This window comes from Plantibacter sp. T3, from assembly GCF_902506515.1.
In the GTDB taxonomy this organism is placed as follows: domain Bacteria; phylum Actinomycetota; class Actinomycetes; order Actinomycetales; family Microbacteriaceae; genus Plantibacter; species Plantibacter auratus.
Genome location: NZ_LR733286.1, coordinates 3,589,341 through 3,609,520, shown reverse-complemented (window position 1 = coordinate 3,609,520; position 20,180 = coordinate 3,589,341). Strand labels below are relative to the sequence as shown.

Genomic DNA, 20,180 nt, shown 5'->3' with positions numbered 1-20,180 from the left:
CGCCGAAGGCACCCGTGGCGGGGATGGTGCTGGATCGTGCGGTGGAAGAACGGTCAGGCGAGCGCGTGCACCTGGTCGGTGGCGGGCGCCCGGTCGAGGACGGCGACGGCGACCGAGACGGGACTGGCGCGTTCGCTCGCGAGGGTCAGCGTCGGTCGTCCGCTCCCGAGGAGGACGAGGTCGGAGACGGTGGCGAGACCGCCGTCGACGAACAGCTCGAGCAGCGGGCCGTCGAGGCTGAGGATGAGCCGCGCCGAACGGTCGCCGGCGAGCGGGACGATGCTCGTGGAGGCGAAGTCGGGGTGCACCGTGTCCATGGCACCGCCCGACCGGGTGACGGCGAGTGACGACGACGTCGGGTCATGGACGATGAGGACCGCTCCGCCGGTGTCGGCCGTCAGTCGGAGCCGCAGCTCACCCGTGATCGACGGATCCCAGCGCAACTCGACCACGCCGTCGCCATCGAGCGCCAGGTCGACGGCGTCCGAGGACAGGGCGACGGTCGTCGGTTCGATCGCGGCCAGTCGTTCCCGGACGAAGGCCGGCGGCTCCTGCACGAGTCGCGGCTGGCCGTCGACCGTGGTCAGGGACAGGCGTCTGGGGAGCGACATCGCGCCCCGCCACGGCGAGGCGGGGAGGTCGGCCGCGTAGCGCCAATTGCTCATCCAGCCGAGGATCACCGCTTCGCCGTCCGGAGCGCCGTCGAACCCGACCGCCGCGTAGAAGTCCCGACCGTGGTCGAGCCGCTGCAGCTCGGCCCGCTCAGGCGTGAACACCGAGCCGTCGAAGTCGCCGACGAGATAGCTCATCGACGACCCGTCCGGGTCCTGCGCGTCGCCGATCGGGTTGGTGCTGAGGAGCAGGACCCACCGGAGCTCGTCCGGGCGGCCGTCGACCGCGAGCGGGATGAGGTCGGGGCACTCCCACACGACGCCGGTGGGACCGAACGGACCGACGGTGCTGACATGCTCCCAGGTTCGGAGGTCGGTGGAGGAGTACACGAGGACCTGACGCTCCACGGCTTCCACCGTCAGCATGATCCAACGGAAGCCCGCGGCGTCCTCGTACCGGATGATCTTCGGGTCGCGGAACGCGTGCGAGCCGCGGTCGAGGATCGGGTTCTCCGGGTCGCGCTGCCAGGTGAGCCCGTCGTCGTCACTGGTCGCCCGGGACTGCGCCTGCCGACCGTCGGTGGACACGCTCGTGTAGTACGCCGTGAGGCGTCCGCCGGGACCCGCGGCGACCACCGATCCCGAGTACACCTGCTCCTCGGTGGTGTACCGCAGGGCGACCGGATGCTCGTCCCAGTGCTGCAGGTCGACGCTCGAGGCGTGACCCCAGCTCATGTTGCCCCAGTCGCCACCCTCCGGGTTGTACTGGAAGAAGGCGTGCCACCGCCCGCGGTGGAAGACCAAGCCGTTCGGGTCGTTCATCCAGTTCCGCTCGGGCGTCAGGTGGAAGCGGGGCCGTGGAAGGGCGTGCTGTTCGTCGTGCACGGTCGCACCCTCAGACGGAGTGCCGCGGGACGGCCGGGCAGGCGATGAGCTGCGGCCCGGCGGGCAGCGTGGCGTCGAGACCGAGCAGCCGACGGACACCGGCAGCCCCGAGCTCGTAGTGGGGGAGGGCGACCGTCGACAGCGGTGGCCGGAGGTGGGCGGCGATGACGTCCTGGTTGTCGAACCCCATGACGGCCATGTCGTCGGGGATCCGCAGTCCGTGCTCCCGCAGTCCGTCGTAGAGGCCCATCGCGACACGGTCGTTGTGGCAGAACACCGCGGTGGCGCCCGAGTCGACGACCTCGGCGGTCGCCGCGTACCCGCCCTCCTGCTCCGGTGAGGCCGGGAACACGAGGGCGTCGTCGAAGGCCACCCCCGCCGCCTGCAACGCCGAGCGGTACCCGGCGAGCCGGCCGGTCTGTGCCGGTGAGGGGGTCGTCGTGTTGACGAACGCGATCCGTCGGTGACCGGCCGCGAGCAGCGCCTCGGTCGCGGTCCGCCCGCCCTGCTCCTCGTCGGGGACGACGGCCGGGAGCCCGCTGCCGGCGGCGTAGCAGTCGACGAGCACGGTGTCGGTCTGGAGGAGCGCCTCCGGCACGGTGATCTCGTGGTGGAACCAGGTCGAGTAGAGGATCCCGCGGACCTGGTGCTCGAGCATCATCGCGATGGCCTCCTCCTCGGCGGCCGTGTTGCCGTCGGTGTTGGCGACGAGCAGGACGTAGCCGTGGCGCCACGCCTCGTCTTGGGCGCCGTGGATGATCTGGCCGGCGAACGGGGTCGTCGCGATCGCGTCGGCGACGAGGCCGATGAACCGTGAGTGCCCCTGGGACAGCGTCTTCGCGAGGGCGTTCGGCCGGTAGCCGAGCTCCGCCACCGCCTCGTGCACCCGACGTTTCGCGTCCTCGCCGATCCGCGACCCCGGCTTGTCGTTGACGACGTGCGAGACGGTCGCCACGGAGACGCCGGCGGCCTTCGCGACGTCGCGCATCGTGATGCCCGAGGTGTTCTTCGGGTGGTCCGCGCCGGGCTTCGGCTGGTCGGTGCTGCTCATCCCTTGGTCGCTCCGCTCTCGAGGCCGCTGATCATCGCTTTGTTCAACACGAGGAACACCAGCAGCAGCGGTGTGACCGTGACGCAGACGGCGGCGAACGTCGCCGTCCAATCAGTGTTCCCCATCGCCCCGATGTAGTTCTGCAGGCCGAGCGGGATGGTCTTCAATCCGTCCGAGAGCACGAAGGTGTTCGCGAAGATGAAGTCGTTCCAGATGAAGATGCTGTTGACGAGCACGACGGTGATGATCGTGTTGACCGAGAGCGGGAAGGTGATCTGGCCGAAGATCCGGTACGGACCCGCCCCGTCGAGCGACGCGGCCTCGTACATCTCCCTCGGGATGTACTCGTAGAACGACGAGAACAGGTACACCGCCATCGGCAGGGCGAACGCCGCCAGCGGGATGATCATCGACAGGTGGGTGTCGAGCAGGCCGACCTGCGAGTAGTCGATGAACAGCGGGACGAGCGCGATCTGCACGGGCACGATGATGCCGAGGAGGAACAGGCCGCGGACGAGCCCGCTGAACCGGAACCCGAGGACCTGGAGCGCGTACGCCGCCATCATGCCGGCGATGACGATCAGGACACTCGACCCGAGGGTGACGATCAGGCTGTTGACGATGTTCAGCCCGAGGTTGCCGGTTGAGAACGCCCGCGCGTAGTTCTCGAGCGTCCACTCGGACGGTAACGCGAAGGGGTTGCCACCGGCGAAATCCGCCGCCGTCCGGAAGCTCGTGAGCAGCAACCAGACGAGCGGGTAGACCTGGACGAGCACGATCGCGACGACGGTCACGGTGAGGATCGTCCGCTGCACCCGCACGCGCGGGGTGTGCCGGAGTTTCCGCTTCGGTGTCGGCGCTACTGGGGGCGCAACGTGTTCGGTCGGCCGGGCGGGGAGGGTGGCGGTCATGACTTGTCCTTCCGTCGGAGCAGCAGGAAGATGAGGCCGACGGCGACGAGACACTCGACGACGATGAACATGGAGATCGCGCTGGCGTAGCCGTAGTCCGTGTGGACGAACGCCGTCTTGTACATGTACGTGGTCAGCAGCTCGGACGACTGACCGGGACCGCCGTTCGTCAGCAGGTACGGGATGTCGAAGCCACGGAGGGCGAAGGTCGTCGCCATGACCGTCGTCGTGATCCACACCGGCCGGATGTACGGGAAGCGGATCCGCCAGAAGATCTGCCACCAGGAGGCGCCGTCCAGCCTGGCGGCCTCCTCGAGGTCGCGGGGTACGGCCATGAGGGCGGCGTAGATGATGAGCATGTACAGGCCGGTGAACCGCCAGCCCTCCGGGATCGACACGGCCGCGAGGACGGTCTGCACGTTCGACAGCCAGGCCGTCTGGAGGTCGCCGAGGCCGACCCACGCGAGCAGCTGGTTGATCAGCCCGACCGGTTCGAGCGCGTACAGCCGCTGGAACAGGATGGCGATCGCGACCGTGGAGATGACGGCCGGCAGGAGGTAGAGCGTCTTGACGAGCTCGCGGGCCCGGGGGAGGGCCGTGAGCAGCCCGGCGACGAGGAGCGCGCCGCCGAGCTGGAGCACCAGACAGATCGCGAGGTAGCCGAGGGCGTTGCCGAAGGAGGTCCAGAACACGTCGTCCCGCGTGAGCATCTTGACGTAGTTGTCGAGTCCGACGAACGCCATGTCCGTGATGCCGTCCCACGAGAAGAGGCTGAGGAACAGCGACTGCACGATCGGCAGGAGCACCGCGACACCGTAGAGGACGAGCGGCGGCACGAGGAACACGAGCACCGACAGGGTCGACCGGCGGGGCAGCATCGAGGTGGACATCGGCTTCCGCCGCCGCGGTGGGCGGGCCGGTGCCGCGCCCACCGCGCTCTGGGTGAGCTCAGTCATCGACGTTCTCCGTGAGGGCCGCATCCATCGTCGTGATGAACTCGTCCGGCGTGATGTCGCCCTGCACGAGCAGGGTCAGCTCCTGCTGGAGTCGGGTGTTCGTGGCCGGGTCGAGCTGGGTGTCCCAGGGCATCGCGATCGCCGGTCCGACGCCGTCGGCCTGCGCCACGGAGCTCGCGTACAGCTCGGTCGCGTTCGCGGGGACGGTGGTCTGCGCGGAGGTCGTCGGCGACAGCGCGCCAGTCGCCGCGTAGAGCTCCGGGTAGCGCTCGAGGGCGAATGCGAGGAAGTCGCGCACGAGCGGGTCGTACGTCTTCGCGTTCACCGCCATGCCGATGCCGGAGGGGGTGACGTACTCGTTGTCGGCCGTGACGGCACCGTCGATGGTCGGCAGCGTGAAGGTGCCGACCGCGTCACGGACGCCGGGGTCGAGCGCATCCGTCGCGAGGTTCGAGAGCTCCCAGGTGCCGATGTTGTAGACCGCGGCCTTCCCCGAGGTGAAGAGCGCCTGCGCGTCCGCGTAACCGGTCGAGGAGAAGCCCTCCTGGAAGCAGCCGGCCTGCCCGAGGTCGTACAGCCATTCGGCCGCGGCCTTTCCTGCCGGGTCTGAGAAGGATGCCTTCCCGGCCTTCAGGTCCTGGATGTACTCGGGACCCGCCATCCGGAACGGGTAGTAGGCCATGTAGCGCTCGAGCGGCCACTGGTCCTGACCGTCGAGTGCGATCGGGGTGACGCCCTTGGCGCGGAGCGCCTTGCACATGGCGGGGAAGTCGTCGAGCGTGGCCGGGACGGTCACGCCGGCGTCCTCGAGCAGGGAGCGGTTGTACCAGAAGAACTCCAGCTGGAACTCGAACGGCACCATGTACAGCGAGCCGTCGTCGAACCGCTGGTAGTTGAGCGCCGCCTCGCGGTAGGAGTCGGCGAGCCCGAGGTCCTCGAGGAGCAGGTCGACGTCGACCATCCGGCCCTGCTTCGCGAGCTTCTGCGCGAACGGGGTCGCGTCGGTGTCGAAGAGCTCGGGGAGCTTGTTCGCGGCCGCGAGGGTCTCGTACTTCTGGATGTAGGACGGGCGGTCGGGCGTCGTGATGAGGTTCAGCGAGAAGCCGGGGTGGTCCTTCGCGTACTCGTCGGCGATCTGCTCCATGGCGGTGATCACCCCGCCGTCGGCCGGGCGGGAGAGCAGCCACGAGATCTCGCGGGGGACGATGTCGCCCTTCGGGTCGACGTCGGTCGGATCCGTGGCACTCGATCCGCCGGCACAGCCGGAGAGGGCGAGTGCTGCAGCGGCGACGAGCGCCACGAAGGCGGTGTTGCGGGTGGGGCGCATGGTGCGGGGGCGTGCGGTGGTTGGCATGGTCGGAATCTCCGTTGATCGATCACAGGTGGGTACGGGTGTGCGGGTGGTGGTGCAGCAGGGTGGAGCGTGGTGTCGGGATCAGGACGTGGTGCTGGTGAGGAGTCGGTGTGAGGTGGGGGCGTCTTCGGAGTCGCCGCCGTCGCGTTCCAGGAGCGTGCACGCCTCGACGGTGACGGTCCCTTCACCGACGAAGACGCCGACGCGACCGCTCGGTCGGTCGTAGAGGCGCGTGCTGAGGACGACCGCGTCGTCGACGGTCGCGACGCAGAGGTCGCCGTCGACGATCACCTCGAGCTCGTGCAAGCCGGGGGCGAGGTGGCAGGGGCGTTCGAGTTCGACGACGAACGGGACGTCGCCCGAGATCTGCCACTGCTCCGTGCCGGTGCTGGAGCGGGGCCAGCGGTCGAACACGAGGCGGTCGCGCTTCGGCTCCAGGCGCAGGACGTAGCCCTCGTCGCCGTCGTCGCTCGCCCGGAGGAGGACGCCGCACTCGGTCGTGCCGGGGGCGATGTCGAACCGGGCGACCAGTCGGAAGGAACTCGGTGCGTCCACGGCCGACAGGGCGTCGCCGTACCCGTCGGGGGCGCTCAGGACCGTGCCCGGGGCGACGACGGTGTCCGTCGGCTCGTCGGCGGGCGCGAAGGTGTCGCGGAGTTCGGTGGGCGGATGGAAGGCGAGGGTGCCGTCGGCACGCTGCTCCGCTTCGAGGACCGACATGGTGCCGGCCCACTGCCAGGCGCCGGCGTCGTGGGCTCCCTCACGCGAGGCGATCCAGCCGAAGAAGAACCGGCGTCCGTCACGGGCGGCGGACTTCGCCGCGTAGTAGGCGCGTCCGTCGAGTGTGTCGTGCTCGGGGACGAGCCAGGGTCCGTGCAGGGTGCGCGACATCCGGTAGCGCGTCGTGAACGACTCACTGAACTCGGAGTACACGAGGTACCACCAGTCGCCCCACTGGAAGACCTCGGGGCACTCGTGGGCGATGTAGCGGCGCGGGTCCCAGAACGGCTCGACGGGTTCCCAGGTCGAGAGGTCCGTGGAGGTGCACTGGGCGATGACGCCGCGACGCCGTTCCGGGCCGTGTGCGTGTCGGGCGGTGATGAGCATCCGCCAGACGGCCGCGTCCTCGTCCCAGAAGACGAAGGGATCCCGCCAGTCGGCGGTCTCATATCCTGCGGTGGCGCCGAAGGTGTCGGCCTCCCGGCGCTCCCAGGTGCGCATGCCGTCGGTGCTGATAGCGTGCATCACCACTTGCAACGCCAGACCGTCGGCACCGCGGCGGTCGGGGTTCTGACCCGTGTAGAAGACGTGGTGGGCGCCCTCGGGGCCCCGGACGATGCTGCCGGTGTAGACGTTGAAGTCCGGTGCGGACGGTCCGCCCGACGCCAGCGCCTCACCGAGGTCGTCGACGTCGACGAGGTTCCGGGTGGTCACGCGATGCCATGGCATACCGATCTTCGGCATGCGGCGTGACTCGTGCAGGTAGAGCAGGTGGAAGACGCCGTCCTCCTGCCAGGGGATGATGTCTCCGACCCATGCGCCGTTCGGCTGGTGGAACCCTCGTTGGTTCATGACGTCCTCTGCAGTGAGTGGTTAATCGGTTACGCAGTTACCGTAGCGGGACGCCGAGAAGGTGGTCAAGCGGTTAAGCAAAGTTAAGCAGCTCGATCGTCAACTTGCCTCATGTGACATTCGAACGTATGTTCGACACATGCCCCGCCCGCGTCCGATCCGCCTCGACCACGACACGTGGCTCGTGATGCGGAACGACCCGGTGATCCCGAAGGCGGTCATCGAACGGCGCCGCGATCGGGGTGGTGCCGACGCGTACTTCGTCATCGCCTGGGACATCGATCCGCTCAAGCGGGTGTTGATGAGTGTGCAACCGAGCCTGGAACGCGCCGACGCCCTCGTGCGGTACGACGTACCGCGCACCACCTCCGACCGCGACGGACCACCCAACGGGCTCAAGGCCACCCCGCGCTGATCCGCGGGCTCGGCAACCGCCCAGCAGACCCATCGACGACGTATGGACGGCTCATAGGGAGCCCATAGCCGGCACGCGGATGCTCGTCTCACCACCGATCGAGACCACCGATCGCAGACGAAGGCGAGGCGCACCATGAGCAGGATCCCGACACCCGAGACCACCCCGGACGGCCCGGCCTACGAGGGCCGCCTGCTCGATCGGGCCGACGAGGAGGTCGTCGACCAGGGCGTCGCGTTCGACCTCGGGACCCTCGTCAGCCGACGCACGGTGCTGAGTCTCGTGGGTGCCGGGGTCGGGGCCGTCGCGCTCGCCGCCTGCTCCACCGGGGCGTCCGGCAGCAGCAGCACGGGCACGGGTGCCGCGAGTTCCGGCACGAGCACCGCGACGGCGACCGGCGACCTCCCATCGGGCGAGATCCCCGACGAGACCGCTGGCCCCTACCCGGGCGACGGCTCGAACGGAGCCGACGTGCTCGAGGAGTCCGGCATCGTCCGCAGCGACATCCGGTCGAGCATCGGGTCCGGGACCACCGCGAGCGGGGTCCCCATGGCCCTCTCGCTGACCATCCTCGACATGGCGAACGGTGACGCCCCGTTCACCGACGTCGCCGTGTACGTCTGGCACTGCGACGCGTCGGGCGGCTACTCGATGTACTCCGACGGGATCGAGGACGAGACCTACCTCCGCGGCGTCCAGGTCGCCGAGAGCTCGGGGACCGTCTCGTACACCTCGATCTTCCCGGCCTGCTACTCGGGCCGGTGGCCGCACATCCACTTCGAGGTGTACCCCACGGTCGCGGACATCTCCGACTCCGCGAACGCCATCGCGACCTCGCAGGTCGCCCTGCCGCAGGCGGCGTGCGACACCGTCTACGCGCTGTCCGGCTACGACGGTTCGAGCGGGAACCTCGCCCAGGTGAGTCTCGACGACGACAACGTCTTCGGTGACGACGGCGGTGCCCTGCAGCTCGCGACGGTGACGGGCGACGCGACCTCGGGGTACCAGGTGGCGCTCACCGTCCGGGTGGACACCACGACGACGCCGACCGCCGGTGCCGCTCCGTCCGGCGGTGGCGGGGCTGGCGGCGGCGGAGGAACGCCGCCGAGCGGGCGCTGACCGCGCCACCTCCACGCACTCCTGTCCCGACCCGTATCGACCCGAAAGGCCCCGTCATGGGATTCCTGCAGAACCTCACCGGCTGGCACGCCCTCATCGTCCTCGCCGTCATCCTGCTGTTCTTCGGCGCGGCGAAGCTCCCGAGCCTCGCCCGCAGTGTCGGGCAGTCGGCGCGCATCCTGAAGGACGAGGTGTCGGGCGACGCAGACACTCGCGCCGACACCCGCGCCGACACCCCTGCCGCCTGATCATCGGAGCGCATCGTGTTCGGACTCACCATGGACAAGCTGATCGTCATCGGCATCCTCGCGGCCGTGCTCATCGGCCCGAAACAGTTGCCGGTGTACGCCGAGAAACTCGGGGTGCTGGTCCGCACCGTCCGCGACCTCGTCGCCACGACCAAGGCGCGAGCCGCCGAGGAACTCGGACCGGAATTCGACCCGACCGAGTGGAAACGCCTCGACTCTCGACAGTTCGATCCCCGACGGATCATCCAGGAGGCGCTCGTCGAGGATCGTGGGTCGGTCGCGCAGCTCGAGCCGTCGACGGCGTCGGAGGTGCAGGTGGAGCCGTCCGTGCCGTCTGCCTCGGCGAAGCCGGTCGCGAGCGGCGGCTGGCAGGCCGCGCTCCTCGAACGGGTCGGACGCGACGGGGCGGATGCGCACCGCGCACCCGCCCCGATCGCGATCGACGAACCCGCTAGCCGAGGGGCGTCGTGACGCGTCCGTCCTGGCCGTCCGCCGCGGCACCGGTGGTCGACGCGGGCGGCAGGATGTCGAGCGGCATCGTGTGGGTGTCGATGAGCGGGTTGTCGTCCTGCCCCTTGACGAGTTCCACCGCCTCGGCCTTCGTCTCGACCGTCGGCACCGAGCCGATGAGCGGGCGACGAGCCGTCTCCCGCATCGTGAGCACGCCGACGCCCGCCACCGCCGCGAAGAACATGATGTAGAACGCGGGCATGAAGGTGTTGCCGGTGAGCTGGATGAGGAACTCGCTGAACAGCGGCGTCGTGCCGCCGAAGAGCGAGACCGACAGGTTGTAGGCGATCGCCATCGCGCCGAAGCGGGACGCCGTCGGGAAGAACGCCGGCAGCGAGGCCGCGGACGGTCCCGCCCACAGCGCGACCGGGGCGGCCACCATGAAGAGGGCGATGAAGATGGCCCAGATCTCACCGATCTGCATGACCGCGAACGCCGGCACCATGAGGGCGAGGGTCGCACCGACGGCCATGAGGTAGACGGGCTTGCGGCCGAGCTTGTCGGACATCCGGCCGACGAGCGGCAGGCAGGCGGACATGATGAGCAGGACCGGGATGGTCGCGACCGCCGCCGTCAGGTTGGAGACGCCGACGTCCTTCTCGAGGTAGGTCGGCATGTAGCTCGTGAGCGCGTAGCCGGCGGTGTTCGTCGCGGCGACGATCGCCATCGCGATGAGGATCTGGCGCCAGAAGTGACGGAAGATCCCGAAGACGCCCTGGCGGGCCATGGGGTCCTCGTGCTCCGCCTCGATGCCGCCAGCGGTCTCGGCGACCTCGTAGGCCGGGGTCTCGGGGATCTTGAGGCGGAACCACACCGCCACCGCACCGAGCGGTAGGGCGATGAGGAACGGGATGCGCCAACCGAACTCGGTCATCGCGTCGGGGCCGGCGAGGCCCTCCGCGATCAGCGTGGTGAGGGCGACGGTCCCGGCACCGGCCGCGAAGCCGACGTAGGACCCGACGTCGAGCCAGGAGGCCCAGAACCCGCGGCGACGGTCGGGTGAGAACTCGGCGACGTAGGTGGAAGCGCCGGCGTACTCACCACCGGTCGAGAAGCCCTGGATCATCTTGAGGAGGTACAGCGGGGCGATGGCCCACAGCCCGATCTGGGCGGCGGTCGGCAGTACGCCGATGAGGGCGGTCGCCGCGGCCATCATCGACATCGTGAGGAAGAGGATCTTCTTCCGGCCGATCTTGTCGCCGAGCGGTCCGAGCACGAGCCCACCGAGCGGACGCACGAGGAACGACACGGCGAAACCGAACAGGGTGACGAGGATGCCGGCCTCAGGAGGGAGTCCCTCGGTGAAGACGACGGTCATCGTGACCGCGAGGTAGCCGTAGATGCCGAAGTCGAACCACTCCATGAAATTGCCGACGACGGTGCCTGAGATGGCGGTGCGGATGCGCGACCGCTTCACGACGAGGACGTCGTCGACGCGGAGACGCCTGGTCTTGCGGGCCGGCTTCCGGCCGGTTTTGGGGGAGGGGGATGCGGGGGACGATGATGCCGCGTTGTCGCTGGAGTTCACAAGCAGTACTCGTTTCCTGACAGTCGTGTTGAATCATTCGGCACTCGCGTAATCGCTCAGTGCCCGAGAAATGCCGGAGGATCGCCATGCTGCACTGGCACGGAGCTCGGGGAGCTGCACGTCGGGTGGCGGGTCGTTCTCGGGGAGAACGCGTCCTCTCGGCTCTGGACGGGTATAGACAATACCAGGTGTCCAGTGGCGCCCCTCCCCGCGGTGGTGCGGGCACAATGGACGGCATGGATCTTCGGCGCGGTGTCTGGACCCTCGACGGCGGTCTCGGAACGCTGCTCGAGGCACGAGGGCACGACCTCTCCGACGCGCTGTGGAGCGCGCGTCTGCTCCTTGAGCATCCGTCGGCGATTCTGGCTGCTCATCGGGAGTTCTTGGCCGCCGGTGCGCAGATCGCGATCACCTCGTCGTACCAGGTCGGGTTCGAGGCGTTCGAGCGGATCGGCATCTCGGTTCAAGAGACCGAACGGCTCCTGCGATCGAGCATCGAGCTCGCGCGTGCGGCGCGCGACACGCGGTCGGAATCGGACCCCGACGGCCCGCTCCTCGTCGCCGCGTCGGTCGGTCCGTACGGTGCGACGGTCGGCGACGGCTCGGAGTACGAGGGTGCCTCCGGTCTCAGTCGGACCGAGCTGCGGCAGTGGCACGAGCGACGTCTGGCAGTGCTGGTCGACGCGGCCCCCGATCTCCTCGCCCTCGAGACCATCCCGACGCTCGACGAGGCGACGGCGCTCGCCGATCTGGTGCGGGGTTCGGGCGTGCCGGCATGGTTGTCGTTCACGGTGGACGGCGGTCGTCTCCGCTCGGGCGAGCCGATGGCGGAGGGCTTCCGACTGGTCGAGGGGATCGACGAGTTCCAGGCCGTCGGTGTCAACTGCTCGCACCCGGACGAGGTCCTCCCGGCTATCGCCGCCGCGCGGTCCGTGACGGACAAGGCGGTGGTGGTCTACCCGAACTCCGGCGAGCAGTGGGATGCCGGCGCCCGCTGCTGGCGCGGAGCCGCCGGGGTCGGCGAGGTGGAGGCCTGGCTGGAGGCCGGGGCGACGATCATCGGCGGCTGCTGCCGGATCATGCCGGCCGACATCGCCGACATCCGTATGCGGATCGGCCGGGAGCGACGCCCCTAGCCGACGTTGAACCCGCCGTTGCTCGAGAGCACCTGGCCGTTGATCCAGGAGCCCGGGGCTGAGAACAGGAAGCGGACGAGGTCGGCGGTGTCGGACGGCGTTCCGAGCCGGCCGGCGGGCGTCGCCTCGGTGCCCCAGCGACGGATGTCGTCGGTCATCCAGCCTGTGTCGATCGGACCCGGGTTGATGACGTTCGCCCGCACCCCGCGGTCGCCCAGCTCCACCGCCGCAGCGGTCACGATGCGGTCGAGCGCGCCCTTGCTCGCCCCGTAGGGGAGGTTGTGCACGGTGTGATCGCTCGTGAGGGCGACGATGCGACCGGCCACCCGGGGCGGTGCCTCCTGCACGGGGAGCTGTTCGGCGAAGGCCTTGATGAGCAGCCACGTCGCGCGCGCGTTCACGGCGAAGTGACGGTCCCAGCTGTCGAGGTCCGTCGTGAGGATCGAGCTGTCCACCGACTCGCAGTGCGACATGACGAGCCCCGACACGGGACCCAGCTGCGTCGCCCGCCCGACGAGCTCGGCCGGGAACGCCGGGTCGGCGAGGTCGCCGAGCACGAGCTCGACGGTCACGCCGAGCGCACGGCACTCGTCGGCGATCGACTCGGGGTCGTCGGGGGTCCGCTCGTAGCCGACGCGGTCGTCGTAGGGTCGCCAGGCGTTGAGGACGAGGTTCCAGCCGTCCGCGGCGAGACCGGTGGCGAGCCCTGCGCCGATCGAGCGGCGGCGCCCGACCCCGGTGACGATGGCGATGCGGTCGGTGCTGTTCTCGCGGTCGGCGGCGGTGGCGTCGTCGGTGAAGTCCATCCCGAGACCCTACGCGATGTCGGGTTGTCGGCGACAGACCGGCGCCGGCTCCGGTCAGGCGGCCAGGAGCCGACCGGCGATCGCACGCGCGGTCTCGAACGGTTCGCGGAAGGTGCGCATCCCGACCGTCACGATGGCGCCCTCGTACAGCAGCATGAGTTCGCGGGCGCGCGCCCCGGGGTCCGACAGGCCGGCTTCGGTGATGAGCTCGGCGAAGCGGTCGAGGAGCCACTGCTTCTGTCGGGTGACCTCGGGGAGGACGAGGCCGCTCGTCGCGTGGTCGGGGATCTCCGCGCGGGCGTTGACGGCGCTGCAGCCCTTGGGGCTGTTGTCGTCCGACCAGCCGATCGCCGCGTCGAAGATCGCGAGGACCCGGTCGATGCCGGGTTCCGGGTGCCGGGCGAGGAACTCGTCGACCCAGACGCGCCAGCGGGCGTCGCGATGCTGCAGGTAGGAGAGCACGAGGGCCTCCTTGCTGCCGAAGCGGTCGTAGAGCGTCTTCTTCGTGACGCCGGCCGCCTCCGCGATGGTGTCGACGCCGACCGCGTGGATGCCGTTCTCGTAGAAGAGCACGGAGGCGGCGTCGAGCACGCGTCGGGCACCCGGCGTGAGGGGTGCGAGCTCTGGAGTGTGGACCGTCATGCGAATACTATACCAGTCTGTATACTGCCGGGATGAGTAAACAGATCGGTATACCTGTGGTTCGTGCGATCCGCGCGGTCATCGTCCCCCTCGCGGCGATCGGGTTCGTCCTCGCGTGGAGCTCCGGGTTCATCGTCGCGAAGATCGGAACCGAGGACGTGCCGGTGCTCACCGTGCTCCTCTGGCGGTTCGTACCGCTCGCCGTGGGGCTCGCGATCGTGCTACTGCTCAGCGGGCAGTGGCGGAACGCCACCCGGGCACAGGTGCGGTCGCAGCTCGTCATCGGCCTGTTCGCGCAGTTCGGCTACGTCGTGTTCGTCTACGCCTCGGTCGCCGTGGGCATCTCGACCGGGACGACCGCGCTCATCGACGCCGTCCAGCCGCTCGTCATCGCGGCGCTCGCCGGACCGCTGCTGCACGTGCGGGTCCCCGGCGCTCAATGGTTGGGGCTCGGGATCGGCGCAGTCGGGGTGTTCCTCATCGTGCAGTCCCAGTTCGGCGCCTCGGACGCACCGCCGATCGCCTACGCCCTGCCCGCACTGGCCATGGTCAGCCTCATCACCGCGACGATCCTGGAACGGCGCTCGCCGCACCGAGCCCCGGTCCTCCTCACGCTCACCGTCCACGCGACGGCGACCATGGTGCTCCTCGCCGTGCTCGCCCTCGCGACCGGTGAGGCGGTACCGCCGGGCGACGCGACCTTCTGGCTCACGACGCTCTTCCTCGCGCTCGTCCCGACGCTGTCGGCCTACGGGCTCTACTGGTGGCTGCTGCGTCGCATCGGGGTCACGGTCCTCAACGCGCTCCTGTTCCTCGTCGCGCCGACGACCGCCGTCGCGGGTGCGCTCCTGTTCCGGGAGCCGTTCACGCTCCTGACGGCCGGCGGGTTCCTGCTCAGTGCGGCGGGCGTCGCCCTCGTGCTCGTGAGCGACGCCCGCGGTCGCGTCGATGCCCGTCGGGTCAGGGCCCGTCCGGTCAGTGCCCCTCCGGCTGACGATCCTGCTGACGGCGCATCTCCTCGGCCAGTGCCGGATTCCGCTCAGCAAGGTGCGCGGTGATGTCGTCGACCACCTCGGGCGTCTTGTTCTGACTGAGCTTCGCACGGGCGTCGAAGCGGGTCACGCGCATCCGGAGGCCGACCGTCCCCTTCGCTGCGCGCCGGGTGCCGGCCTCGTCCTGGGACAGGTGGCGGCCGTCCGGTCGGTGGTTCTCGAAGTGGTCGGTGAGTCGCGAGAGCATCTCGTAGTTCTCGTCCTCGCTGAGGACCTCCGGCGTGCCGTACAGGTGCGCGGTGACGTGGTTCCACGTCGGGATCAGCTGGCCCTCCGGGTACCAGCTCGGCGAGACGTAGTCGTGCGGTCCCTGGATGATGACGAGGATCTCGTGCTCGCCGAGCTCGTGCGAGTGCTCGTCCGGTCGGCCGAAGTGGCTGACGATCGACAGCTCGTCCCGGTCCTCCTCGAGGATCGCCGGATAGTGGGAGGCGACGAGACCGGTGCTCGCGGGCGAGACGAACGTCGCCCACGGGTGGTTGCGGATGAGGCGCTTGACCTCGTCGACGTCGGTCATCAGGTACGTGGGGGTGTGGCGCATGGTGGGGTCACTTCCGGTCGAGACGGGTGCGGACGGCGAGGCCGGCGCACAGGATGACCGCGAGCCCGCCGAGCACGGTGGCCCAGTCGAGTCGCTCGCGGAGGATGAGGGCCGCCCAGGCGATGCTCAGCACCGGCTGGACGAGTTGGATCTGGCTGACCCGGGCGATCGGGCCGATCGCGAGTCCGCGATACCAGGCGAAGAAGCCGAGGAACATGCTCACGACGCCGAGGTAGCCGAACGCCAGCCAGCTGCCGATGGCTGCGGTCGGCGGCTGCTGGACGACCGACAGCGCCGTGAGGGCGACCATGAGTGGTGCTGCCACGACGAGCGCCCAGGAGATCGTCTGCCAGGAGCCCAGCTCCCGGGCGAGCAGTCCGCCCTCCGCGTAGCCGACGGCGGCCGCGACGACGGCACCGAGCAGGAGGAGGTCCGACCAGGCCATCGGCGCGAGGCCGCCGTGCTGCACCGAGGCGAAGACCATCGCCGCGACCGCGCCCGAGCCGGCGAAGATCCAGAAGCGACGCGTCGGGCGCTCGCCGCCCCGGAGGACGGCGGCGACCGCCGTCGCCGCCGGGAGGAGGCCGATCACCACGGCGCTGTGACCGGCGGGAGCGGTGGTCAGCGCGAAGGAGGTCAGGAGCGGGAATCCGACGACGACACCGCCGGCGACGATCGCGACGCGCGCCCACTGCATGCCGGTCGGTCGCCGCGCTCGCAGGGTGGCGAGCGTGATCGCGGCGAGCAGGGCTGCGACGACCGCGCGCCCGGAACCGATGAAGAGCGGCGAGAGCCCGACGAGTGCGACCTTCGTGACGGGGACCGTGAACGAGAACGCCAGGACGCCGAGGAAGCCCCAGCCGAGCCCGTTGCGGGATAACACTCGCGCCGGCGCATCGATAACGCTACTCTTTGGACTCATGGACAACGATAGCACCGGGCGGATCGTCGCCGCCATGACCGCTTGGATCGCAGCGGCACCTCCGGGTGCACGCGTGCCCTCCAATCGGGCGTTGACCGCCGAGTTCGCAGCGAGCCCCGTCACCGTGCAGAACGCGATGCGCCAGCTCGCCGGGCGAGGACTCATCGAGAGTCGGCCGGGCGTCGGCACCTTCGTGCGGGCGGCTCGTCCGGCGCGGTCGGTGGACTACGGCTGGCAGACCGCTGCGCTCGGCGCGCTGCCGTGGCGCTCTGGCGCGCTCTCCTCGGCGCAACGGTCGGTCGCACCCGCCGCGATCGCGATGCACTCCGGATACCCCGCCCGAGAACTGTTGCCTGAACGGCTGGTCCGCGCCGCGCTCGCGCGTGCCGCCCGCACCGACGCGGCGATGACCCGATCACCGGCGGCCGGCTCGCCGGAGCTCCAGGCGTGGTTCGCAGCCGACCTCGCGGCAGCCGCACCGCCCGGGGTCACGCCGCCGACCGCGCGGGACGTCATCGTGATCTCCGGCAGCCAGAGCGGACTCAGCTCGATCTTCCGGGCGCTCGTCGGCCCGGGGCAACCCATGCTCATCGAGTCGCCGAGCTACTGGGGTGCGATCCTCGCGGCCGAGCAGGCGGGCGTGACGCTGGTCCCCGTGCCGACCGGCCCGGACGGACCGGACCCGGACGTCGTGGAGCGCGCGTTCCAGGACACCGGTGCGCGGGCGTTCTACGCACAGCCGACCTTCGCGAATCCGACCGGCGGCCGCTGGTCGCCGGAGACGGGGGTCGCGATCCTCGAGACCGTCCGGCGGCACGGCGCGTTCCTCATCGAGGACGACTGGGCGCACGACCTCGCGATCGACGTCGATGCCCGGCCGCTCGCCGCGCTCGACGACGACGGACACGTCATCTACCTGCGGTCGCTGACCAAGAGCGTCTCGCCGGCGCTCCGGGTCGCCGCCGTCATCGCGCGGGGGCCCGCCCACGACCGGATCCTGGCCGACCTGGCTGCCGAGTCAATGTACATCAGTGGGGTCCTGCAGGCCGCAGCCCTCGACGTGGTCACCCAGCCCGGGTGGCGGTCGCACCTCCGTGGTCTGCGACCGCTCCTCCGGGCCCGGCGGGACCTGCTCGTCGCGAGCCTGCGCGAGCACGCCCCGACGGCGCACCTCGAGCGGCTGCCGCTCGGTGGACTGAACCTGTGGCTGCGGCTCCCGGAAGGCACCGATGTGCCGCGCGTGGTCCGCACCTGCGAGAGCCGTGGGCTCATCGTCTCCGACGGCACCGAGTGGTTCCCGGCGGAGCCCGCGGGGTCCTACCTCCGGGTCAACTACTCCGGCGAGGACGCGGGTCGCTTCGATGAGGCGGCCCGCATCCTCGGCGGTGTCCTGGCGGACGAACGCGCCTGACGGTGTCCAGGCGACCGTTCGTTACAGGTCGAGCTTCGCGTTGTCGCCGCCGTCGTAGGTCTCGCCGGTGACCTTCGACTTCACGAACGCGACGGCGGTCGCGATCTTGCCGCCGGGGCTGTCCCAGTACTCGGCGCTGTCGGCCGAGAACTTCAGCAGACCGACGCGCGGGTCGGAGGGGCCGTCCGGGAACCAGGCCTCGACGACGCTGTTCCAGAGCTCTTCCAGCTTGGCGTGGTCCTCGACGAGCTCGGCGGTGCCGGCGAGCGACACCCATGAGCTGTCCGAGCTCAGCGTGACGCCTGCGTTCGGGTTGACGTCGAGCTGCTGGACGGCGGAGGCGTCCTTGCCGACGATGAACCATAGGTCGCCGTCGAACTCGCGCTCCTGGACGGTGAGCGGGTGGGCGACGAGCTTGCCGTCGAGGTCCACCGTGGTGAGCATCGCGAAGCGGAAGTCCGCGAGCAGCTTGTTGAGGGTCGTGTAGGGGTCGGTGTCTCCGGCCATGGGGGTCTCCTTCGTCTCGTCGACCGGCCCGTCGGTGTCGGGGTGCCGGTCTGCGTGGCTCGCAGCCTACGACTCGCGGCTCCGACCGCACCTGGATGGTGCCGACCGTTGACGCGAGGCGGATCTTCTGCTCCTGCGGCGACTCCGGTCGTCGTGTCCGGTCGCCGACTCCAGTCGACGTCTCCAGTCGCCCCATCGCACATCTCGTGCGCGAGCGCCATGCTCCCGCCGTTCCCGGGTCCGCTCACTACCCTGGACTCTTCACCACCGTAGGGAGAGACACATGAACACCTCATCGCTCACGAACCAGATCAACGAGGCGCTCGCGGCACTTGGCGGCGGTCCGTTCCTCACGACGAAGACCACCGAGAAGGACGCCACGACCACGGTCACCGGCACCCTCGGCGACAGCGAGATCCACATCGACTTCATCGAGGAGGGCAACGGCACCGAGGCCGAGAAGGACCACACGGTCGTCGTCCGCGACGCCTCGGGCAAGCAGATCGGCGAGGGACGAGGCGACTCGACCTTCGCCGACGCCATCTCCGCCTTCGGCTGGGCGGGCGTGCTCGACGCCGTCAAGAACGGCTGATCGCGTCGTCATGACCTCCAGGGTCCGGTCTCGTCCGCATTCGCGGTGGGCCGGGCCCTGCGTCGTCTCCGGGAGGCACCCGTGACGCCGCGATCGGACGACGGGCCGGTGGCGGACGAGCACTGGTTCGTCGTGAACGGCAGGCGCTGGCGCCGGACGGATCCGAGTCTGCCGTCGGAGCTCGTCGCGTCCCTGCAGTCCCATCTCGGCCGCGGGCGCTCCGGCGTCGGCGTCGCGAAGCGGGCGGGTGACGACAAAGCGGTCGCTGCTGCCCGCCGTCGCGTCGGCCTCGCCAAGCACGGGCTCGGTGAACGCGGCCCGAAGTGGTGGGAGGAGCCGGCGGTTGATCGACTCGAGCGCGCCGAGGCGGCGCTGCGTGAGCTCGAGGCGCTCGACGAGTCGCCGCCCGGATGATCCGGTCGGGTGGACGTGCTCTCCGCCCCCTCTTGCGTTCTGATCGGTCTTGGCATATCGTTTATCGATACCAACGACAATCGATATGGATGTGATGATCATGACCGAGTCCACCGATCGCCCGACGCCGTCCGCCTTCGACCACGCGGCCTGGCAGGCTGCGAAGACCGAGCGCTCCAACCGCAACGACCTCGTGTCCGTGCTCGGTGCCGCCGTCGTCGCGGCAGGGGCTGTCGTCGTCACGCTCGTCCTCCGGCTGCTCGACGTCTTCGGCACCGACGGGACCCGGGTGCCCGTGTTCTTCGACGCCGTCGACGCAGTCCTGCCGGGTGCGGCAGGAGCCGGCGCCTTCACGATCGACCAGGGTTCGGTCGTCGTGGCCGACCTCCCCGTGGTGACCTTCGTGTGCGTGCTGCTCGCCGCGATCCTGCCGGCGATCGCGAACCTCGTGGTCATCGTCTGCGCGTTCCGCTTCTTCCGCCGCCTGCTGCGTGGCGATGCCTTCGCGCCCGGGAACGCACGGCTGCTCTCGATCGCCTCCATCGCCATCCTCTGCGGGTGGATCGCGGACACCTGGTTCGGCACGATGGCGTCCAACGGCGCGCTCGCGGCCGCGACCGACGGCGCCGTCGAAGGAACCCCCTACCCGCTCACCTGGATCCCGTTCTTCGTCGCCATGGCGGTCGGCGGCCTCGCGATCGCGTTCCGCGCCGGTGAGCGACTGCGCGCCGACACCGAGGGGCTCGTCTGATGGTGCCGGCGCCCGAGGAGGACATCGCGACCGGCGTGCACTGCAACCTCGACCGGTTGCTCGCCGACCGTGGTCTCACCCTCGCCCGGCTCAGCGAGCTCGTCGGGGTGAGCGTGGTGAACCTGTCGGTGCTGAAGAACGACCGCGCGAAGGCGATCCGGTTCTCGACGCTGACGGCGATCTGCCGGGTGCTCGACTGCACGGTCGGCGAACTGCTGGAGCTCGACGACGCCCGCTGAGTGGTCC

Annotated in this window: 23 protein-coding genes; 11 read left to right on the top strand and 12 right to left on the bottom strand. The window is 69.9% G+C overall.

Features of this window, described 5'->3' with window-relative positions; genetic code table 11:
• Nucleotides 1-53: 53 nt before the first annotated feature.
• The 6 genes from GV015_RS17045 to GV015_RS17020 all read right to left on the bottom strand — a co-directional run bounded on the left by GV015_RS17045 (nucleotide 54) and on the right by GV015_RS17020 (nucleotide 7,340).
• Nucleotides 54-1,496, bottom strand: coding sequence for a glycoside hydrolase family 32 protein (locus GV015_RS17045; protein WP_159879549.1), 1,443 nt, complete (start codon nucleotides 1,494-1,496; stop codon nucleotides 54-56).
• A gap of 10 nt (nucleotides 1,497-1,506) precedes the next feature.
• On the bottom strand, nucleotides 1,507-2,547 hold the full coding sequence (locus GV015_RS17040) for a LacI family DNA-binding transcriptional regulator (protein WP_159879547.1): 1,041 nt from the start codon (nucleotides 2,545-2,547) through the stop codon (nucleotides 1,507-1,509).
• Nucleotides 2,544-3,458, bottom strand: a complete 915-nt coding sequence (locus GV015_RS17035; protein ID WP_159879545.1) for a carbohydrate ABC transporter permease — start codon at nucleotides 3,456-3,458, stop codon at nucleotides 2,544-2,546. The genes GV015_RS17040 and GV015_RS17035 overlap by 4 nt, the downstream gene beginning before the upstream one ends.
• Nucleotides 3,455-4,336 carry a carbohydrate ABC transporter permease gene (locus GV015_RS17030; RefSeq protein WP_056013507.1) on the bottom strand — a complete coding sequence of 294 codons (882 nt, stop codon included), beginning with the start codon at nucleotides 4,334-4,336 and terminating at the stop codon, nucleotides 3,455-3,457. Before GV015_RS17030 ends, GV015_RS17035 begins: the two co-directional genes overlap by 4 nt.
• 70 nt (nucleotides 4,337-4,406) lie before the next feature.
• A complete protein-coding gene (locus GV015_RS17025; RefSeq protein WP_236555520.1) occupies nucleotides 4,407-5,768 on the bottom strand; it encodes an ABC transporter substrate-binding protein in 1,362 nt (453 codons plus the stop codon).
• A gap of 81 nt (nucleotides 5,769-5,849) precedes the next feature.
• A complete protein-coding gene (locus GV015_RS17020; protein WP_159879543.1) occupies nucleotides 5,850-7,340 on the bottom strand; it encodes a glycoside hydrolase family 32 protein in 1,491 nt (496 codons plus the stop codon).
• Between the two features lie 139 nt (nucleotides 7,341-7,479).
• Between GV015_RS17020 and GV015_RS17015 the strand changes: the two genes are divergently transcribed.
• The 4 genes from GV015_RS17015 (at nucleotide 7,480) to GV015_RS17000 (ending at nucleotide 9,593) form a co-directional block, all read left to right on the top strand.
• Nucleotides 7,480-7,755: a hypothetical protein gene (locus tag GV015_RS17015; protein WP_159879541.1), complete on the top strand. Its 276-nt coding sequence runs from the start codon at nucleotides 7,480-7,482 to the stop codon at nucleotides 7,753-7,755.
• Nucleotides 7,756-7,890: 135 nt separating this feature from the next.
• Nucleotides 7,891-8,874 (top strand): intradiol ring-cleavage dioxygenase, encoded by a 984-nt coding sequence (locus tag GV015_RS17010; RefSeq protein ID WP_159879539.1) that lies wholly within the window; start codon nucleotides 7,891-7,893, stop codon nucleotides 8,872-8,874.
• Nucleotides 8,875-8,930: 56 nt separating this feature from the next.
• The gene (locus GV015_RS17005) at nucleotides 8,931-9,122 is read left to right on the top strand and encodes a twin-arginine translocase TatA/TatE family subunit (RefSeq protein WP_079706953.1); all 192 of its coding nucleotides are present in this window, start codon (nucleotides 8,931-8,933) and stop codon (nucleotides 9,120-9,122) included.
• Between the two features lie 15 nt (nucleotides 9,123-9,137).
• Nucleotides 9,138-9,593 carry a Sec-independent protein translocase TatB gene (locus GV015_RS17000; RefSeq protein ID WP_201299406.1) on the top strand — a complete coding sequence of 152 codons (456 nt, stop codon included), beginning with the start codon at nucleotides 9,138-9,140 and terminating at the stop codon, nucleotides 9,591-9,593.
• On the opposite strand, the gene GV015_RS16995 is transcribed toward GV015_RS17000, so the two are convergent.
• Nucleotides 9,574-11,160, bottom strand: coding sequence for an MFS transporter (locus GV015_RS16995; protein WP_236555519.1), 1,587 nt, complete (start codon nucleotides 11,158-11,160; stop codon nucleotides 9,574-9,576). The two genes, GV015_RS17000 and GV015_RS16995, sit on opposite strands and share 20 nt — an antisense overlap.
• A 236-nt stretch (nucleotides 11,161-11,396) precedes the next feature.
• On the opposite strand from GV015_RS16995, the gene mmuM reads away from it, so the two are divergent.
• Nucleotides 11,397-12,296, top strand: a complete 900-nt coding sequence (mmuM, locus tag GV015_RS16990) for a homocysteine S-methyltransferase (RefSeq protein ID WP_236555518.1) — start codon at nucleotides 11,397-11,399, stop codon at nucleotides 12,294-12,296.
• Here the strand turns inward: mmuM and GV015_RS16985 are convergent.
• Both GV015_RS16985 and GV015_RS16980 read right to left on the bottom strand, forming a co-directional pair.
• Nucleotides 12,293-13,102 carry an SDR family oxidoreductase gene (locus tag GV015_RS16985; RefSeq protein WP_159879536.1) on the bottom strand — a complete coding sequence of 270 codons (810 nt, stop codon included), beginning with the start codon at nucleotides 13,100-13,102 and terminating at the stop codon, nucleotides 12,293-12,295. The two genes, mmuM and GV015_RS16985, sit on opposite strands and share 4 nt — an antisense overlap.
• A gap of 54 nt (nucleotides 13,103-13,156) precedes the next feature.
• Nucleotides 13,157-13,744 (bottom strand): TetR/AcrR family transcriptional regulator, encoded by a 588-nt coding sequence (locus GV015_RS16980; protein WP_159879534.1) that lies wholly within the window; start codon nucleotides 13,742-13,744, stop codon nucleotides 13,157-13,159.
• A gap of 32 nt (nucleotides 13,745-13,776) precedes the next feature.
• Between GV015_RS16980 and GV015_RS16975 the strand changes: the two genes are divergently transcribed.
• Nucleotides 13,777-14,802, top strand: coding sequence for a DMT family transporter (locus tag GV015_RS16975; RefSeq protein ID WP_159879532.1), 1,026 nt, complete (start codon nucleotides 13,777-13,779; stop codon nucleotides 14,800-14,802).
• Here the strand turns inward: GV015_RS16975 and GV015_RS16970 are convergent.
• Nucleotides 14,720-15,337 carry an FMN-binding negative transcriptional regulator gene (locus GV015_RS16970; RefSeq protein WP_159879530.1) on the bottom strand — a complete coding sequence of 206 codons (618 nt, stop codon included), beginning with the start codon at nucleotides 15,335-15,337 and terminating at the stop codon, nucleotides 14,720-14,722. The two genes, GV015_RS16975 and GV015_RS16970, sit on opposite strands and share 83 nt — an antisense overlap.
• A gap of 7 nt (nucleotides 15,338-15,344) precedes the next feature.
• Nucleotides 15,345-16,259 (bottom strand): DMT family transporter, encoded by a 915-nt coding sequence (locus GV015_RS16965; RefSeq protein ID WP_159879528.1) that lies wholly within the window; start codon nucleotides 16,257-16,259, stop codon nucleotides 15,345-15,347.
• Here GV015_RS16965 and GV015_RS16960 point away from each other — a divergent pair.
• Entirely contained in the window at nucleotides 16,258-17,670 is a 1,413-nt protein-coding gene (locus GV015_RS16960) for a PLP-dependent aminotransferase family protein (RefSeq protein WP_159879526.1), read from the top strand. The two genes, GV015_RS16965 and GV015_RS16960, sit on opposite strands and share 2 nt — an antisense overlap.
• Nucleotides 17,671-17,691: 21 nt before the next feature.
• Here GV015_RS16960 and GV015_RS16955 read toward each other — a convergent pair whose 3' ends face one another.
• On the bottom strand, nucleotides 17,692-18,177 hold the full coding sequence (locus GV015_RS16955; RefSeq protein ID WP_064294726.1) for a pyridoxamine 5'-phosphate oxidase family protein: 486 nt from the start codon (nucleotides 18,175-18,177) through the stop codon (nucleotides 17,692-17,694).
• 283 nt (nucleotides 18,178-18,460) lie between these two features.
• Here GV015_RS16955 and GV015_RS16950 point away from each other — a divergent pair, with 283 nt between their 5' ends.
• The 4 genes from GV015_RS16950 (at nucleotide 18,461) to GV015_RS16935 (ending at nucleotide 20,173) form a co-directional block, all read left to right on the top strand.
• Nucleotides 18,461-18,769, top strand: coding sequence for a hypothetical protein (locus tag GV015_RS16950; RefSeq protein WP_079706962.1), 309 nt, complete (start codon nucleotides 18,461-18,463; stop codon nucleotides 18,767-18,769).
• 81 nt (nucleotides 18,770-18,850) lie between these two features.
• Entirely contained in the window at nucleotides 18,851-19,183 is a 333-nt protein-coding gene (locus tag GV015_RS16945) for a biopolymer transporter Tol (protein WP_201299405.1), read from the top strand.
• A gap of 100 nt (nucleotides 19,184-19,283) precedes the next feature.
• Entirely contained in the window at nucleotides 19,284-19,934 is a 651-nt protein-coding gene (locus tag GV015_RS16940; RefSeq protein WP_159879524.1) for a DUF2975 domain-containing protein, read from the top strand.
• Complete coding sequence (locus GV015_RS16935; protein ID WP_159879522.1) at nucleotides 19,934-20,173, top strand: helix-turn-helix transcriptional regulator; 240 nt, start codon at nucleotides 19,934-19,936, stop codon at nucleotides 20,171-20,173. Before GV015_RS16940 ends, GV015_RS16935 begins: the two co-directional genes overlap by 1 nt.
• The last annotated feature ends 7 nt before the right edge of the window (nucleotides 20,174-20,180 follow it).